The 16,419-nt window shown below is 70.3% G+C and carries 14 protein-coding genes; 11 read left to right on the top strand and 3 right to left on the bottom strand.

The window, feature by feature from the left end; genetic code table 11:
- Window positions 1–645: 645 nt before the first annotated feature.
- Together ACIBHY_RS52395 and ACIBHY_RS52390 are read right to left on the bottom strand one after the other, a co-directional pair.
- Window positions 646–1,935, bottom strand: a complete 1,290-nt coding sequence (locus tag ACIBHY_RS52395; RefSeq protein ID WP_397310765.1) for an erythromycin esterase family protein — start codon at window positions 1,933–1,935, stop codon at window positions 646–648.
- Between the two features lie 481 nt (window positions 1,936–2,416).
- Window positions 2,417–3,037: a class I SAM-dependent methyltransferase gene (locus ACIBHY_RS52390; RefSeq protein WP_397310764.1), complete on the bottom strand. Its 621-nt coding sequence runs from the start codon at window positions 3,035–3,037 to the stop codon at window positions 2,417–2,419.
- 71 nt (window positions 3,038–3,108) lie between these two features.
- Here ACIBHY_RS52390 and ACIBHY_RS52385 point away from each other — a divergent pair, with 71 nt between their 5' ends.
- From ACIBHY_RS52385 to ACIBHY_RS52340, 10 genes are all read left to right on the top strand, one after another.
- Window positions 3,109–3,546, top strand: a complete 438-nt coding sequence (locus ACIBHY_RS52385; RefSeq protein WP_397310763.1) for a MerR family transcriptional regulator — start codon at window positions 3,109–3,111, stop codon at window positions 3,544–3,546.
- 410 nt (window positions 3,547–3,956) lie between these two features.
- Window positions 3,957–4,925, top strand: coding sequence for an Lrp/AsnC family transcriptional regulator (locus ACIBHY_RS52380; RefSeq protein WP_397310762.1), 969 nt, complete (start codon window positions 3,957–3,959; stop codon window positions 4,923–4,925).
- 123 nt (window positions 4,926–5,048) lie between these two features.
- On the top strand, window positions 5,049–6,251 hold the full coding sequence (locus ACIBHY_RS52375; RefSeq protein WP_397310761.1) for an amidohydrolase family protein: 1,203 nt from the start codon (window positions 5,049–5,051) through the stop codon (window positions 6,249–6,251).
- Window positions 6,248–7,447: an amidohydrolase family protein gene (locus ACIBHY_RS52370; protein WP_397310760.1), complete on the top strand. Its 1,200-nt coding sequence runs from the start codon at window positions 6,248–6,250 to the stop codon at window positions 7,445–7,447. Before ACIBHY_RS52375 ends, ACIBHY_RS52370 begins: the two co-directional genes overlap by 4 nt.
- Window positions 7,444–9,018 (top strand): ABC transporter family substrate-binding protein, encoded by a 1,575-nt coding sequence (locus ACIBHY_RS52365; protein ID WP_397310759.1) that lies wholly within the window; start codon window positions 7,444–7,446, stop codon window positions 9,016–9,018. The genes ACIBHY_RS52370 and ACIBHY_RS52365 overlap by 4 nt, the downstream gene beginning before the upstream one ends.
- Complete coding sequence (locus ACIBHY_RS52360) at window positions 9,015–9,812, top strand: ABC transporter permease (RefSeq protein ID WP_397243963.1); 798 nt, start codon at window positions 9,015–9,017, stop codon at window positions 9,810–9,812. Before ACIBHY_RS52365 ends, ACIBHY_RS52360 begins: the two co-directional genes overlap by 4 nt.
- Window positions 9,809–10,756 (top strand): ABC transporter permease, encoded by a 948-nt coding sequence (locus tag ACIBHY_RS52355; RefSeq protein WP_397310758.1) that lies wholly within the window; start codon window positions 9,809–9,811, stop codon window positions 10,754–10,756. Before ACIBHY_RS52360 ends, ACIBHY_RS52355 begins: the two co-directional genes overlap by 4 nt.
- The gene (locus ACIBHY_RS52350; protein WP_397310757.1) at window positions 10,749–12,275 is read left to right on the top strand and encodes a dipeptide ABC transporter ATP-binding protein; all 1,527 of its coding nucleotides are present in this window, start codon (window positions 10,749–10,751) and stop codon (window positions 12,273–12,275) included. The genes ACIBHY_RS52355 and ACIBHY_RS52350 overlap by 8 nt, the downstream gene beginning before the upstream one ends.
- 11 nt (window positions 12,276–12,286) lie before the next feature.
- Entirely contained in the window at window positions 12,287–13,879 is a 1,593-nt protein-coding gene (locus tag ACIBHY_RS52345) for a hypothetical protein (RefSeq protein WP_397310756.1), read from the top strand.
- Complete coding sequence (locus tag ACIBHY_RS52340) at window positions 13,876–14,292, top strand: RidA family protein (RefSeq protein ID WP_397310755.1); 417 nt, start codon at window positions 13,876–13,878, stop codon at window positions 14,290–14,292. The genes ACIBHY_RS52345 and ACIBHY_RS52340 overlap by 4 nt, the downstream gene beginning before the upstream one ends.
- Before the next feature lie 438 nt (window positions 14,293–14,730).
- Here the strand turns inward: ACIBHY_RS52340 and ACIBHY_RS52335 are convergent, their stop codons facing one another.
- Window positions 14,731–15,333, bottom strand: a complete 603-nt coding sequence (locus ACIBHY_RS52335) for a TetR/AcrR family transcriptional regulator (RefSeq protein ID WP_397243973.1) — start codon at window positions 15,331–15,333, stop codon at window positions 14,731–14,733.
- A gap of 65 nt (window positions 15,334–15,398) precedes the next feature.
- Between ACIBHY_RS52335 and ACIBHY_RS52330 the strand changes: the two genes are divergently transcribed.
- Window positions 15,399–16,331, top strand: a complete 933-nt coding sequence (locus ACIBHY_RS52330) for an NAD-dependent epimerase/dehydratase family protein (RefSeq protein WP_397310754.1) — start codon at window positions 15,399–15,401, stop codon at window positions 16,329–16,331.
- Window positions 16,332–16,419: the final 88 nt, after the last annotated feature.

Here is a 16,419-nt window from a genome sequence, read left to right as displayed (position 1 = left end):
TGAAGGTCGCCCAAGCGACCGGAGCGTTTTCGTAAGTGCCTGGCGCGATGCGCGGTTCTGCGGTGCGTCATGTCGGGCTCGGCATTGGCGGTGGGTGCGCAAGACCAGGGCCCGGGTGCCGGCGGTGCTGGGCACCTCGCGGGAGGCCAGGGCGTGCGGGACGGAGTGAGTAGTCGGCGCGGAGCGTCAGGCGACGGCGATCTCTTGCAGTCCGGGCGATCACGAGCACACTCACGGTCGGTCATTCCCGGGGCATCCGGGAACACGGTGAGAGGAGCGAGGGATGACCATCCCCGTGAGCATCGACAACAAGATCGGGTAGGTGACCACCTAACGTTACGACCAGTTGGTCATCCAGTCGCGTGAACTGGTCCCCACGATCGCCAAGGCACAGTTCGCGATCGGCGATCTGATTCTCGAGCGCCGCAACTCGCGCCACTGCTGTGCGCGGCGCACCGGCGAGCAATACCGCCGCGACGACTGTGACTCCTCCGGCAGAGAAAGACCACAGTTCGCGCGCGTCCTGGCGGTCGCACGCCGGTTCACGCCACCGATTGTCACAAGCTCAGGAGCTGATCGCCGCCCTGAAGAAGCTCGCCGGCCCCACTGTCTCGGCCCTGGCGCGCGGAATCTGCGCGCACGATCTCACCTCTCGGGCCGTTTCACCACGTAATCGGTGCCAGTGGTCCGCGCCACGTGCGCGATGGCGTCGAACGCCTCGAACACCGGCATGTCCAGGAAATAGTCGGCCATGCGCGAGTGCCGGAAGGACTCCGCGTCGTTGATGTGCGGACGGGCCGCGCGTAGATCGGCGAGCGTCCAGAGCCGGTCGGTGGAAAATGCTGCCTCGATGCTGCCCTGGGCGGGTGAGGGAAGCGGCGCGTCGTACCAGGCGCCCTGGGGCCGCTCCGGGGTCGGTTCTCCTAGCGTGGTGGTACGGCCCAAGCTGGAGGTGACGCCGATGGCCCGGTAGTCGTCTCCCAGAGCGGCGGCGAGGTGGACGCCGGTCGGCAGAAGCGGGTTGCCGTGGCTGTCGGCCGCCGGTGCGCGCTGGATGTGCCAGTTGTGCGCCGCCAGCACCACGCGCGTGCCGTCCTCCACCAGGCGCAGCACGGACTCGGCCATGTAGACGTCACGAAACGTCGAGGCGGACTCGAAGCCCTCCTGGGCGTTGGCGCGTTGGAGCTGGTCGAGGTACCAGGCGCCGCGCAGGTGCCACATGGCCGTATCGTGCTCGGCCCCGTGACCGTGGGCGCGCTGGACGAGAGCCAGGCGCTGCAGGTGCCCCATCAGCCGGCTCAGCGCGCTGGTGAGCAGGTCCTGCTCGCCAGGGTCGAGGCTCTGGTAGCGGCCGAGCGCCGTGAAGATCACGGGGGCATGGAAACGCTGCGCCACGCTGACCGCCTGTTCCAGCAGCGGAAGCGCCTCCGGGGCAGCCCAGCGCACGTAGCCGGCCACCTCCTCCAGCGCCGGCAGCGGCGATGCCGCGGCCCCGGGCAGGTCGGTGCCCAGGCACCGCAGCGGCGGCTCTGCGGCGGTGCGGTTCCGCTCTCTCATCCAGGTCAGCATCTCGTGCATTTCCTGGCACTGGCCCAGTGACAGGGCGATACCGTCTGCGGCGATCTGCTCCACGGTGCCGGGGCCGCCACGGACCCAGCCGTCCAGGACCTGCCCCTGAGTGAAGGGGGCCTCCAAGGCATACACCTCGAAACCGCACCGTTCGACCAGGAACCGCAGGATGCGGTGGCGTATCTGGTAGAACTCCCGGACGTGGTGGGAGCTCTCCCCAAGCGCCACGACGCGCGCCCCACCGACGATGTCCCGCAGCGGTTCAAGATCGTCGACGGTGAACCGGAAGTCCAGGGTTTCCAGGGCCAGGGCATGATCGCTGACCCAGCTGGCGAAACTCGTTCGGTGGCTCGCTTTTACGTTCATGCCCGACAGCGTTTCGTGGTGGGCCTGCCATGGTCGTCATGCCTGAGGAGGGAGTTGAGGGTACGGCTGGCGGAGCAGACGCGTTCCTGAGTACGACATGGGAAGTATCCAGGTGGTCTGTATCCCTCAACCGGCCGGCGACGTTCACGCCCGCGTCGGCGTGATGGCGGGAGAAGCTCATCACCGCGCGGACGCGTACGGCGATCGTCGACTCCGCCGGGGTGGTGGCGTCGTCCGACTGGATCACTGAGATGCCGACGTGGCCGCGGCGAAGCTGCCCAAGGAAGGTGCCGATGTCGGCGACGCCTACCGAGTCCCATAACTGTCCGCGCAGGTCGAGGAATGTCCACCACAGCTCAAGCCCCTTCGCGTAGCTAGACGCTGAGCGGGCAGGTCGTCAGCGGTCCGCTCCCGCAGGACGGGTCCGGGGCCGGTGAGCCGGGGGGGTCGGCAGGGACGCTGGTCGGTGTGTTGTCCGCGGTCATGACGGCATGCCGGTCGGATTGCCGGCAAGCACACAGGCGGCGGGCGGGTCGAGTTCGAGGGTCTCGACCCGGAGATGGGCGAAGCCGGCCTGGCTGAGCATGTCCTGGAGCTCTTGGGCGGCTCGGGCCGTGGTGTCCCGGGTGGCACCGGGGCTGCGGGGCTGGCTGACGAGCGCGATGCGTCCTGCGGGGCGCAGCAGGCGGCGCAGCTCACGAAGCCGCTCCACCGGGTCGGGCCAGAACCCCACGGAGTTGACGGCGAGGATGGCATCGAGCGGATCACCGAAGGCCGGCAGTTGCTCCACGGAGGCGTGCGTGAGGTGCACGCGGTGGGCGCGGACCGCGGCGGCGTTGCGACGGGCGGCGTGCCGGACCATGGCCTGCGAGTGGTCGATGCCGAAGACGTGGCCCCGGGTGGCGCGGCCGGCGAACTCGGCGATGGCGATGCCGGGACCGAAGCCGATCTCGAGCACCCGGTCGGTGGGCTGCACGTCCAGCAACGACACCGCCCAGATGTTGCGCTTCCGGTTGGAGGGGCGATGAGCGAACATCCGGCCGATCGTCCAGCCGACCATGCCCCGGGGGCGATGGGCCTGGCCCACCAAGTATCTGATCACGCGTTGCTTGAGAGATTTGCCTGCTGTCTGCACGATCGCCAGTCAACGGCTTCAAGTATACTTGAAGTCAAATGAGTGAGCAGTTGACGATCGGTGAGCTGGCGAGCCGCACGGGTGTCGCCACCTCCGCTCTGCGCTACTGGGAGGAGCTCGGCGTGCTCCCGGCGCCGGCTCGGGTCTCAGGCCAACGGCGTTATCCGCCATCGACGGTCGGGCTGGTCGGTGTGGTGTTGTTGCTGCGAGATGTCGGTTCCACCTTGCGGGAGATCAAAGCGTTCATCGCATCTCGTTCGCCGACTGGCGACGGCTGGCGGGAGCTCTACCAGCGCAAGCTCACCGAGCTGGATCAACGGATCGCCCGGGCTCAGGTGGCACGCACCGCCATCGCCCATGGTCTGGCCTGCCCGCATGCAGACCTCTTCGAGTGCTCCAACTTCGCCGCCGGCGTCGCGGCGCTCCTGTCGGGATGTTCTCTCGAAGAGGCCCATTCGCAGGTTCATTCGCACTAACCTGCCACCGACACCGCGGCCCGGCGCAGGTCACGCAGGTCCCGGCGACGAAGAAGACGGCCGACAGCCCGTCGGCGGCCCAGGTGGTCAGGTCGAGGTTCGGGTGCAGCGCGGCGGACCCTGTGGGGCGCCACCCGACGATCCTTTACCCCTCGGCCTCATCGCCTTCACCCGGTCGGCAAAAAAGCTCGGGCACATCGTCACAGCTTCACAATGTGTGAAGCTACCTCAACCCATCGTGATCGAGCTGGAGAAGGCAGAAAATCCCAGCTCCCAGGCCACACCGGCAGCGACGGTTGGCAACTCAGGGGTTGATCCTTATCCCGACGGGCTGGTGGGCACGGTTCACCAAGCGTGGCTGATAGGGCCAGACCTCTGGCGCCGAAAGGAGCAGGCCGTAAATTGGGGTGATGGACCGGCTTCGCCTGGATGACCTTGATCGCGCCCTCGTGTCCGCGCTACAGGTGGATGCCAGGGTGACCTGGGGCAAACTGGCCGACGTCCTCGGGACCTCCGAGCGCACCATAGCCCGCCGGGTCCACCGCCTGACCGCGCCGGGAATCCTGCGGATCGTCGGGGTGGCGAGCCCGTACTTCGCCGGCTACGCCACGCCGCTCATCGTCCGCGCCCGCTGCGCCGCGGGTGCGGTGCCGTCGGTGCTGGGGAACCTGGCGCGGCGCACCGACACGTTGTGGGTGGATCTGCTGGTCGGCGGGCTGGACATCTGCTTCGTCACGTTCGCCGGGTCGCGGGAGAGCCGCAACGCGTTCCTGTTCAAGGAGCTGCCCGGGATCGACCACCTGACGGACGTGTCGGTGTACACGATGCTGCACAACTTCAGCGACGCCGAGATCTGGCACGGCGGCCATCTCACGGCCGAGCAGTACGCGGCGCTGCGGGCGGGCGTGCCGCAGGGCGAACCACCGCACGGCCGCGACCTTTCCGCCGACGAGCGCACCCTGCTGTCGGTGCTCGCCCGCGACGGCCGCGCGGGCTACGGGGAGCTGGGCTCGGCGATCCACACCTCGGAGTCCACCGCTCGCCGCCGCTTCCTGGGGCTGGTCGAGGAGCGCGCGGTCGGCTTCCACGCCGAGATCGAGCTGTCGCTGCTGGGCTTCCACGCCGAGGTCATGCTGTGGATTTCAGTACGGCCCGCCGCCCTCGACCGGGTCGGCCGGGCCCTGGCGACGCAGCCGAACGTGCGATTCGCGGCGGCCACGACCGGCCCGGTCAACCTGGTCGCCTCGGTGTGCGCCCGCGACCTGCCGGAGCTCTACGACTTCCTGGTGGGCGTGGTCGGCGCCCTGGCGGAGGTGGACCGGATCGAGACCACGCCCATCGTCAGGACGGTCAAGCGTTCCGGGGTCCTGCGCCGCTGAGGGACCGGTGCCGCTTTCCGTCACGGTCCCCGGTGTTTCGCCTCTTTCGTTCAGCTTTGGTGTGCATCGTGGATTCGATCTCCCCTGTGTCCGCATCATGTGACCACCCCACAGGGAGGGACTATGCATCGGGTTGTTTTCCGAGGTGGAAGCGTCTTCGACGGCACCGGCAGCGCCGTACGGCGGGCGGACGTCGCGATCGAGGACGGCAGGTTCGCGGCGGTAGGGTCGGAACTTACGGGCGACGAAATCGTTCACGTGCCGGGCCTGACCTTGCTGCCGGGACTGTTCAACTGCCATGTGCACGTCGTCGGCTGCCTGCCCGATCCGACGGCCCGGCTCAAGACCCCCTTCTCACTGCAGTTCTACCAAGCGCTGCCCATCCTCGATCATCTGCTGGCCAGCGGGATCACCAGCGCCCGCGACTGCGCCGGTGCCGACCTCGGGGTGAAGAAGGCGCTGGAGGACGGCCTGATCAGCGGCCCCCGGCTGCAGATCTCGATCAACGCGATCTCGCAGACCGGCGGCCACATCGACGGCTGGACGCCGTCGGGCGAGTGCGTCTCGGAGTACTACGTGCCGCATCCCGGCCGCCCGCATCCTGTCGCCGACGGCCCGGACGAGCTGCGGACGCTGGTCAGAACGCTGGTACGGGCCGGCGCCGAAGTGATCAAGATCTGCACGACCAACGGTGGCGTCTGGCCCCGCGAGGAGTACCTGACGCCGCACTTCCGCGACGACGAGCTGGCCGTCATCATGGCCGAGGCCCGTGCCGCCCGCGTGCCCGTGATGTCGCACGCCTGCGGCGCGGAGGGTGTCAAGAGCGCGGTGCGCGCCGGGGTCCGCTCGATCGAGCACGGCACCTACCTCGACCGGGAGGCCGTCGATCTGATGGCAGAGCGCGGCACCTGGCTGGTCCCGACGCTGGTGCGCTTCCACGGCATGCTGGACCGCCCGGAGGTGGCGGCCAGGATCCCGCAGGCCATGATCGACGACGCCCGCCGGGTGGCCGACGCCAGCGCCGAGTCCTTCGCCCTGGCGCTGGAGGCGGGCGTGCGGATCGCGATGGGCACCGACATGCACGGCGGCGAGTTCCTCGACGAGCTCGGATACATGCACAAGTTCGGCATGCGGCCGGAAGCAGTCCTTGAGGCGAGCACCCGCTCGGCGGCACAGCTCCTGGGCTGGGACGAGGACCTGGGCACGATCGAGCCCGGCAAACGCGCCGACCTGGTCGTCGTGGACGGCGACCCGTTCGACTTCTGGGCGCTCAAGGGCGCCGTCAAGGCCGTCTACCAAGACGGCGTCCAGGTGAGTGCATCATGACCAGGCAGATCTTCAAGGGCGGACTGGTCTTCGACGGCACCGGCGCCGACCCCTACGCCGCGGACGTGGCCGTCGAGGATGGCCGGTTCGCCGCCATGGGCCGCGACCTGCGCGGCGAGCAGATCGTGGACGTCCGGGGGCGCACCCTGCTGCCGGGCCTGTTCGACACGCACGTGCACGTCCTCGGCGTCGAGCCCGAGCTCCCGGTACGGCTGGCCGAGCCGTTCTCCTACCAGTTCTACGTCGCCATCAGGAACCTGCGCTCGCTGCTGGAATGCGGCATCACCACGATCCGCGACTGCGCCGGCGCCGACCTCGGCGTCAAGCGGGCCGTGGAGACCGGGCTCATCCCGGGACCGCGAATGCGGATCTCCATCACGGCGATCTCCCAGACCGCCGGACACATGGACGGCTGGACGCCCAGCGGCGAGTACGTGAACCCCTACTACCTTCCGCACCCCGGCCGGCCCGGGTCGATCGCCGACGGGCCCGAGGCAGTGCGCAGGCTGGTCCGCCAGACCGTCAGGGCGGGGGCGGACTTCGTGAAGGTGTTGTGCACCGACGGCCTGACCACCGATCCGCGCCGTACCCACTTCGGCGAGGCGGAGCTGGCGGTGCTGATGGCCGAGGCCAGGGCGGCCGGGCTCCCGGTCGCCGCGCACGCGATCGGCACCGAGGGCGTCAAGAACGCGGTCCGCGCGGGCGCCCGCTCGATCGAGCACGGCGCCTACCTCGACGAGGAGGCGGTCCAGTTGATGGCCGCGCGCGGCACCTGGCTGGTGCCGACCCTTTTCGTCGAGCCCGCGAACATGCCGGCCGTACTGGAGGCGGAGCGGGATCTCGGCGCGGTCCTGTACAAGGCGGCGGAGTTCGACCAGGCGCACGTGGCTTCGTTCCGGGCGGCGCTCGCGGCCGGGGTGCCGATCGCGATGGGCACCGACTACGGCAACGACTGCGGCGCCAACCTCGTCCAGCTCCTCGTCATGCACGAAGCGGGCATGCCGGCCGAGCGGGTGCTGGTCAGCGCCACGTCCGCGGCCGCCGAGCTGATGGGGCTGGCCGGCGAGCTGGGCACGATCGAGCCCGGCAAACGCGCCGACCTGGTCGTCCTGGACGGCGACCCGTACGACTTCCGCGCCTTCAAGGACAACATCCGGGCCGTCTACCAGGACGGCGTCCTCCAGGTGGAGTCATGAAAGCCCTCCTGGTCGCGGGCATGCTGCTGCTCACCGCCTGCAGCGCGCCCGCCGAGCAGAGCCTCGTCCGGGCGGCGACGTTGCAGGCCTGGACCGGATTCAACCCGCACACCCCCAACCAGGGCAACTCCATCGGCCTGGCCATCGGGAACCTCATCTACCCGTCGCCGTTCGTGGTCGGGACCGACCTGCGGCCCGTCCTCAACCGCGACCTGCTCGACAGCGCGCACCTCACCGAGGCCTCCCCGCAGACCGTCGTCTACAAGATCAAGAGCGGTGCGCGCTGGTCGGATGGCACGCCGATCACCGCCGACGACTTCGCCTACCTGTGGCGGCACATGAGCGGCCGGGTCAAGGACGCCCAGCTCGCCGCCGCTGTCGGCTACGACGCGGTCGCCGACGTGCGCTCCTCGGATTCGGGCGCGACCGTCACGGTCGTCTTCTCCCGCCCGTTCGGCGAGTGGCGCTCGCTGTTCGCCCAGTTGCTGCCCGCCCACTTCATGCGCGGCCGGGACTGGAACACCGGCCTGGCCACCACTGTGCCGCCCGGCGCCGGGCCGTTCACCGTAGCCTCCAACCAGGCAGGGCAGTACCTGCGGCTGCGCCGCAACCCGAACTGGAACGGCCCGCGGCCACAGCTCGACGGGCTGGACCTGATCTACGTCAAGGACACGCAGGCCGCGGTCCAGGCACTGGCCAACGGCGAGCTCGACCTGGCCGCGCTCGACCCGGGCCAGGGCACGATGAGCCAGCTCAAGGCGGTCCCGTACGTCCGCGCCGACCTGGTCGCCTCAACCGACCTGCAGCTCATGGCGTTCCAGTTCGGGCACCGGCGCACCGGGACGCCGGCCGTACGCCAGGCGATCGCGACCGCCCTGGACGTCTCCCAGCTCGCGGCGAAGACCTTCGGCCCCGAAGCCGCCGCGTTCCTGTCGGCCAACCACGTCATAGCCAGAGGCGCGCCCGGCTACACCGACAACCTTCCCACCGGCTACGGCCGGGGCGACGCCGCGGGGGCGGCGCGCGTCCTGGAGGCGGCCGGCTACGTCAGGGGCGCCGACGGCTACTTCGCCGACAACGGCCAGGCGCTGGAACTGCGGCACACCGTGGCCTCGGGCTCCGCCATCGACACCCAGCTCGCCGTGCTGGCCCAGGCGATGCTGAAGCCTGCCGGGATCAAGCTGACCGTCGCCACTGTCCCGGACAGCGTCTACTTCGACCGGGTCCTGATCCCGGGCGACTACGACACGCTCTCCTTCCAGTACCCCGGCTCGGCCTACCCGGTGTCGTGGTCTCAGGCGCTGTACGGCTGCGAGGGCGGCTACAACTTCCAGCGCTTCTGCGACAAGCGGGTGGACGCGCTGTTCGCCAGGGCGATCGCGACCACCGACGAGACCCGGCGACTGCGCCTGGCCGACGGCATCGACGCCCGCCTATGGGACACCCTGGCCCTGATGCCGCTGTTCACCGTGCCGGCGCTCGTCGCGCGCAGCACACGGCTGACCGGCTTCCAGGCGCATCCGCTGAGCGAGTGGCAGCTCGCCGGGGCCGCCTCCTGGGGCCTGACGTGAGCGCGCGCCTGCTCGCCTGGCCCGTCCTGGCATTGGTCGTCCTGGCGGCCGTGGCCGGCCCTTGGTGGTGGCGCTACGGCCACGCCGACATCACCGCGGCCGTGCTGGCCCCGCCGTCCGCCGCGCACCCGCTGGGCACCGGCCCGCTGGGCCACGACCTGCTCTCCCAGGTCGTGGCCGGCACGGGGCGCTCGTTGTCGATCGCGGCCGTGGTGGCGGTCCTGTCCACGGCGGCCGGGACCGTGGCCGGCCTTATCGCCGGGTACGCCGGAGGGTGGGCCGACGCGTTCGTCATGCGGACCATCGACCTGCTCACGACGATCCCGCTGGTCGCCGTGCTCGGGCTGCTGGCCGTGCGCCTCGGCGGCGGCACCTCGGGCTGGCTGGTCGTCGCGCTGGCGGTGTCGGCGTTCTTCTGGGCGCCGATCGCCCGGGTCATCCGCGGGGTGACGCTCTCGCTGCGCGCCAGCGACTTCGTCGCCTCCGCTCGGCTGGTCGGCGCCTCGACACCGCGCGTCCTGACGCGGCACCTGCTGCCGCACCTGGTCCCGCACATCGGCGTCGCGGCCACCGGCTACGTCGCCGCCGCCGTCGCGCTGGAGTCGGCACTGTCCTTCCTGGGTCTGGGCGTCCAGCCGCCCGACACCTCTCTCGGGCAACTCGTCGGCCAGGGCGCGCCGTACGTGTCCACCGCGCCCTGGCTGTTCTACGCGCCGAGCCTGACAATCGTGATCATCGTGGGCGCGGTGCACGTCGCGGGCGACGGGCTCACCGTCACGGACCAGCGACGATGACCGGCCACCTGCTGCGCCGGATAGCCGTGGCGCTGCCCATGCTCCTGCTGTCGACCCTGCTGGTCTTCCTCGCCGTCAGCTTCGCCGGTGATCCCCTCTCCAGCCTGCGCCAGCCGAACATCGCGCCGGAGACGCTGCGGTTGCGCGCGCACGAACTCGGCCTGGACCGCCCGGTCTGGGAGCGTTACGCGAACTGGCTCGGCGGCGCCGTCCGCGGCGACCTGGGCCACGACCTCAACGGGCAGAGCGTGGCGGCGGAACTGAGCCGGCGTGGCCTGGTCACCCTGCGCCTGGCCGTGCCCGCCCTGGCGCTGGCGATCCTGCTCGCCCTCACGACCGGATTCTGGGCGGCGGTACGGCGAGGCCGCTGGCCCGACCGGCTGATCGGCTTTGCCGTCGTCGTCCTGCTCACGCTGCCGGAGTTCTGGATCGCCACCGTCCTCAAGCAGGGCGGCATCACGCTCAACCGCTGGACCGGCGCCGAGGTCGTGGCGACCCTGGGCGACGCGCCACCCGGCGCCACGGGCTCGGCCGCCCATCTCGTCCTGCCCGTCCTGACGCTGGCCCTGACGGCCTTCCCGCTGTGGTCCCTCTACCAGCGGGCCGCCACGCTCGAGGTCCTCGACAGCGACTACCTGCTGCTGGCCAGGGCCAAGGGCCTGTCCCGCCCGCGGGTGCTGCTCCGGCACGCCCTGCGCACCTCCCTGACGCCCCTCGTCACGGTGGTCGCCCTGCAGGTCCCGTGGCTCGTCGGCGGCCTGGTGGTGATCGAGAACGTCTTCGGCTGGCACGGTCTCGGCGAGATGCTCGTCGAGGGCGTCAAGCAGCAGGACACCAACACCGTGCTGGCCTTCCTCCTCGTCTCGGCCGTCCTGGTCACCCTGCTCAACCTCCTCGCCGACCTGCTCTACGGCGTGCTCGACCCGAAGGTGACCCATGGCTGACCCGCTGCTGGCCGTCGAGAACCTGACCGTGCGGTGGCCCGCCCGCGACGGCGTGGTCACCGCGTGCGGGGACGTGGCCTTCACCGTGGAGCCGGACGAGACCTTCGCCGTCGTCGGCGAGTCGGGCTCCGGCAAGTCCACCCTTGCCCGCGCCCTGCTCGGCCTGCTGCCCGGGCACGCCAGGGTCAGCGGCTCGATCCGCTTCCGCGGCCGGGAGCTCGTCGGCCTCGGTGAACGGAGCCTGCGAGAGGTGCGCGGCGCGGGCATCGCGCTGGTCCCGCAGAACCCGCTCGGCTCGCTGAACCCCGTCTACCCGATCGGCCGGCAGGTCGTCGAGGCGCTGTGCGCGCACCGGCCGATGACGGCCCGCCGGGCGCGGGCCGACGCCGCCGACCTGCTCGCCGGCGTCGGTCTCGGCCAGGTGCTGAACGCCTTTCCACATCAGCTGTCCGGCGGCATGCGGCAGCGCGTGGTGATCGCGATGGCGATGGCGGGGCGGCCCGGCCTCATCGTCGCCGACGAGCCGACCAGCGCGCTCGACGCGACCGTGCGGGCGCAGGTGCTGCAGGCGCTGGACGCGGCCCGCCAGGCCACCGGCTGCGCGCTGCTGCTGATCACCCATGACCTGGGAGTCGTGGCCCGGCACGCCGATCGCGTCATGGTGATGAACGGCGGCGTCCAGGTGGAGACCGGGACCGCCGAAGAGGTGTTCGGGCGGCCGCGCATGCCGTACACCCGGAGGCTGCTCGACGCGGTGCCGCGCGGCGACGGGCGGCCCGCGGTGCCCGGAGCGCAGCCGCTGCTGCGGGCGAGCGAGCTGGTGCGGGACTATCGCGGCAGAGGCGGGCCGCGGCACGCGGTCCGCGGCGTCTCGCTGGAGCTGCGGGCGGGTGAGACGCTCGCGCTAGTGGGCGAGTCCGGATCGGGCAAGTCCACGCTCGGCCGCATGATCGTCGGACTTGACCGGCCCACCTCCGGCCACCTGGAGGTCGCCGACGGGGTGCGTGTGCAACTCGTCATGCAGGATCCCACCGCGGCGCTCAACCCCAAGATGACGGTGGGCGCGCTGGTGGGTGAGCCGCTGCGCATCCACGGCGGCCACAGCACCGCGCGGGTCGCCGAACTGCTGGGTCAGGTCAGCCTGCCGGCCACCGTCGCCACCCGCTATCCGGGCCAGTTGTCCGGCGGGCAGCGGCAGCGGGTCGCGATCGCGCGGGCCCTGGCCGTCGGCCCGCGGGTGCTCGTGCTGGACGAGCCGGTCTCCGCGCTCGACGCCGTCGTCCAGGCCGAGGTCATGGCGCTCCTGGACCGGCTGCAGCGGGAGTTGGGGCTGGCCTACCTGTTCATCAGCCACGACCTCGCCCTGGTCGGCGAGATCGCGCACCGGACGGCCATCATGCGCGACGGCCGCGTGGTCGAGCACGGGCCGACCCGGGACGTCCTGGGCAGTCCGGCCCACCCCTATACCCGGACGCTGGTCGCGGCCGTGCCGCTGTCCGGCGATCACCCCAACCCTTGAGAGGAGACCGCGTGTCCCAGGGAAGATCCGTCGAGGTCAAGGACGTCGGCGTCGGACCGTTCACCTACACCGCGCAGAGCACGGTCAGCGGGGCGCCGCGCCGTCCAGTCGAGGATCCGCCGCCGGGCAGCTACGGCCTCGACCCCGAGACCGGCCGCTGGCGGCACCCGGCGACGGCGAAACCGGCCTGGGGCCCGCACCCGAGCCGATGGAGCCTCGATCACTACGACGAGAACGCCTACCTGCACAACACCAAGATCGAGGCGTTCTACCCGATCGTGGTCTGGCCCCGGCACAGCTGGGCCACGCCGGCCGACTTCGGCGGGCGGCGCGTCATGTACCACTACTACCGCCGCAAACTCGTCATCATGGACATCACGCTGCCGGACCAGGCCGAGATCCTGCTGGAGCGGGAGTACGACGACGTCGACGGCTTCGGGCCGATCGTCATCAAGGACAACCCCCGGCTCGGCAAGAAGATCATGATCCAGGCGCTGGAGATCCCGCGGTTCGGCGTGGTGGAGGACAAGTACATGCAGCCCGAGGGGGTGGCGAAAGTCCGGGGCGACTGCATGCTGCGCGGCTTCAAGGTCTACGAGATGCACGGCCCGCTGCCCGACGAGTGGGAGCTGCTGAGCGAGGTCACCACCGACCCTCGCCGCACCGCCGGCCAGCGTCCCCAGGAGGGATCGGGCGCCATCGACGTGCCCGTCTACTTCGGCGGCGACTACCTCTACATCGCCGCCGCGCCTGATGACGACTTCCGCAACAACGAGTACAAGACGGTGCTGTGGGCCGGCGCCCAGCTGGTCTACGACCTGCGCGACCCAAGCCGCCCCAAGCTTCTGGACACGTGGTGGGCGCCGGGATCCCGCGCGGGGGAAGAGGACGTCTACAACCTCAACCCGCGCGCGGGCAACCAGACGTCATGGATGGGCGCCCGGATGCCGGTCTTCGTCCCGCACGAGGGCAGCAGGTACGGCTACGCGGCGATGGGCGGCTTCGGCATGTACATCCTCGACGTGTCGGACCCGGAGCGCATCCAGGCCGTCGGACACCTGGAACTCCCGCCCAGCGTGCCGGGCACCGAGTGCGACACCGTGGTCGTGGCCCGTGCCGAAAAGACCGGCATCGTGTACGTCAACGGCTATCCGCTCAACCAGGACGGCTTCGAGCCGTACAAGGAGATCTACGCCGTGGACGTCAGCGATCCCACGCGCCCGTTCGTGGCCGGGACACTGCCACGACCGGTGCCGCCGCCGGAGGCGCCGTTCACCGACTGGGTGCAGCGGCGGGGCATGTTCGGTCCCAAGCGTCCGGGCTACTACCTGTGTGACACCGGCACGCCGGATCCGCATGTCATGCCGTACGTCTTCTACAACGCCGGGATCCAGTTCTTCGACGTGAGCGATCCGGTGAACGCTTCCATCGCGGGCTGGTTCGTCCCTAAAATGTGCGATTTGTCGATATCTGATGACATCGCCAATCCGGTGGGGAGCATGGTCATCGAATGGGACCGGCGCCTCATCTGGGCCTTCAGCAACCACGGCATCTACCTGATCTCCAGCCCACTGCTGGGCGAACCCGTCCTCGGCGCCCCGTGAACGCGCCCAAGCGCGTCGTCCCCGTCCCCGGACTGGAGGATCCGTCGGCCTTCGGCTACTCCCAGTGCGTCACCGCCGGCCCGCTCGTCTACCTCGCCGGCCAGTGCGGCCTCGGCCCCGACCACGAGGTCGTCTCGCTCGACTTCGCCACCCAGGCCCGCCGGGCGCTCGACCGCGTACGGCTCGGCGTCGAGGCGGCCGGCGGCACCCTGGACGACATCGTCACCATGACGGTCTTCATCACCGACACCCGCATGGGACGCGTCTTCACCAGCATCAGGAAGGAGTACTTCAAGGACAGCTTCCCGGCCAGCGCGCTCATCGGCGTCAGCACGCTGATGCCACTCCACGCGCTGATCGAGATCCAGGCCACCGCCGTCGTGGGATCCGGGACCAACGTGCCGCGCCAGTAAGGCTCGGCCAGGAGTTGGCCGGCAGCCACGTGCCACCTCCCGGAGGCTTCGTGGATGGGCCAGACCTCATCTCGCCGTCCGCCGGGTGAGGGCAGATCGCCTTCTCCACCGCCGTGCCCAGGTTGTTGTGTCGGACCGGGCCGCCCTGCCGGGATCGCTCTCGTCGGGCTTCCCCGGTCCGCCCGCCGAACCTGTGCCGCTCGAATACTGAGTTTCGTGGGCTGAGCTGCGGTTAGGCGGCGTGGTGGTACTCGCTGATCGTGCCTGCGACGATGGGTTTTCGCCGGATGGATCGCAGGTCGTTGAGGTGGGTCGCGTCGCGGGCGGGCTGCGGTGCGGGCCCGTCTGGTGTGAGAGCGTGGCTGGCCGCGCCGGGACGTCGCGGGCGCCGGGACGACGTGGAATGGGCTGACCAGGGGCTGCGCCCCTGGTACCGCATCACGGGTGAGTGGCGGACAGGCCGCGGACCATTGTCGCGAAGGCATCGTCCCAGTGGCGGCTGCTTTGCGTGGGGTCTCCGAGCGCGCCGCGCAGTTGGAGGCTGCACAGCCCGTGGGCGAGGGCGTTGAGCCGGACGGCCAGGTCGTACGGCTCGGCGGGCGCGAACAAGCCTGCCTCCACGCAGCGTGTGACGGCGGTGACCAAGCTGTCGAAGGTGGGTTGGATCTGTGCGGCGGTCTCGGCATCGGGCCGGAATTCGGGGACCGGCCGGCCGAACATGAGCTCGTAGAGATGCGGGTTGGCCAGAGCACTGGCGCGGTAAGCGTGGCCGAGGGCCAGCAGGTCGGCGACGGGATCGTTGGTCCGTGGCACGGCGGCGAAGGCCTCAGCGAGACGTTCGAACCCCGACAGGAACATCTCGCGAACCAAGCCGGCCTTGTCGCCGAAGAGGTTGTAGACCGCCGTGGTGGACACGCCCGCGTGCTGGGCGACCCGGCGGGTGCTCAACGCGGACGGGCCTTCCCCGGCCAACAGGAGGCCACCGGCGTCGACCAGCTCGCGGCGGAGCTCTGCGTAGTCGCGGTTTCTGGGTCTTGCCATAGCCCCAAGAGTATCATAACGTCGTTACGTAACAGCGTTACAAAATCTTGAAACCGGAGAACCTCATGTCCGAACTGCACGTTGTACTCGGCGCCACCGGAGCAATCGGCAAAGCTGTCGTGGCCGAACTCACCGCTCGCGGCCGCCAGGTCAGAGCCGTCACCCGTGGCGCGGCCACTGGGCCGCGGGACCTTCGCGCCGACATCACCACGCTGGAGGGCGCGAGCGCCGCCTGTGACGGCGCCGCCGTCGTCTACCAATGCGCACAGCCCGGCTACACGCGCTGGGCCAAGGAGTTCGCCGGCCTTACCCGAACCGTGCTCGCCGGAGTCGAGGCCGCCGGGGCCAAACTGGTGATGGCCGACAACCTCTACGTCTACGGGCCCGTCGAGGGCCCGATGACCGAGGACCTGCCCCACGCCGCGGACGGCTCCAAAGGCCGCGCCCGCGCCGAGGTGGACAGGCTCATCCTCGACGCGCACCGATCCGGCCGGATCCGCGCCACCCTGGGCCGGGCGTCGGACTACTACGGGCCCGGCGGTGTCAACACGGTCCTCGGCCCGCCTGTCTTCGCCGCCGCGCTGAACGGCAAGACCGCCCGCTGGATGGGCGACCTCGACCAGCCCCACACCCTCAACTATCTCCCCGACATCGCCGCCGCACTGGTCACCCTCGGGGAGCACGAACAGGCCGACGGGCGCGCCTGGCACCTGCCGGCCGCCGAGGCGATCACCGGCCGCCGGTTCCTCGACACCGTGTGGTCCACGATCGGTGCCACCCCTAAGATCGCCGGGCTCGGCCGGACCACACAGCGCCTCATCGGGCTGTTCAACCCCATCGTCCGCGAACTCGGCGAGACGTGGTACCAGCGCGACCAGCCCTTCGTCTCCGACGACACCGCCTTCCGCGATGCCTTCGGACCCGTCAAGGTCACCTCCCACGACCAGGCCGTATCCGCGACACTCGACTGGTATCGGCACCACCACCGGGAGGGTTAGTCACTGATCTCCCTAGCGGGAGGCCCGTTCCGGGCTGAAAATCGGGGTGGTTGCCCGCCGACGTCGTGCCACTATGGTCCGCTTTGAG

It is taken from the genome of Nonomuraea sp. NPDC050547 (assembly GCF_044457345.1).
Classification (GTDB): Bacteria; Actinomycetota; Actinomycetes; order Streptosporangiales; family Streptosporangiaceae; genus Nonomuraea.
Note: the sequence above shows the minus strand (reverse complement) of the source record. Positions and strands in the feature narration are given on the sequence as shown.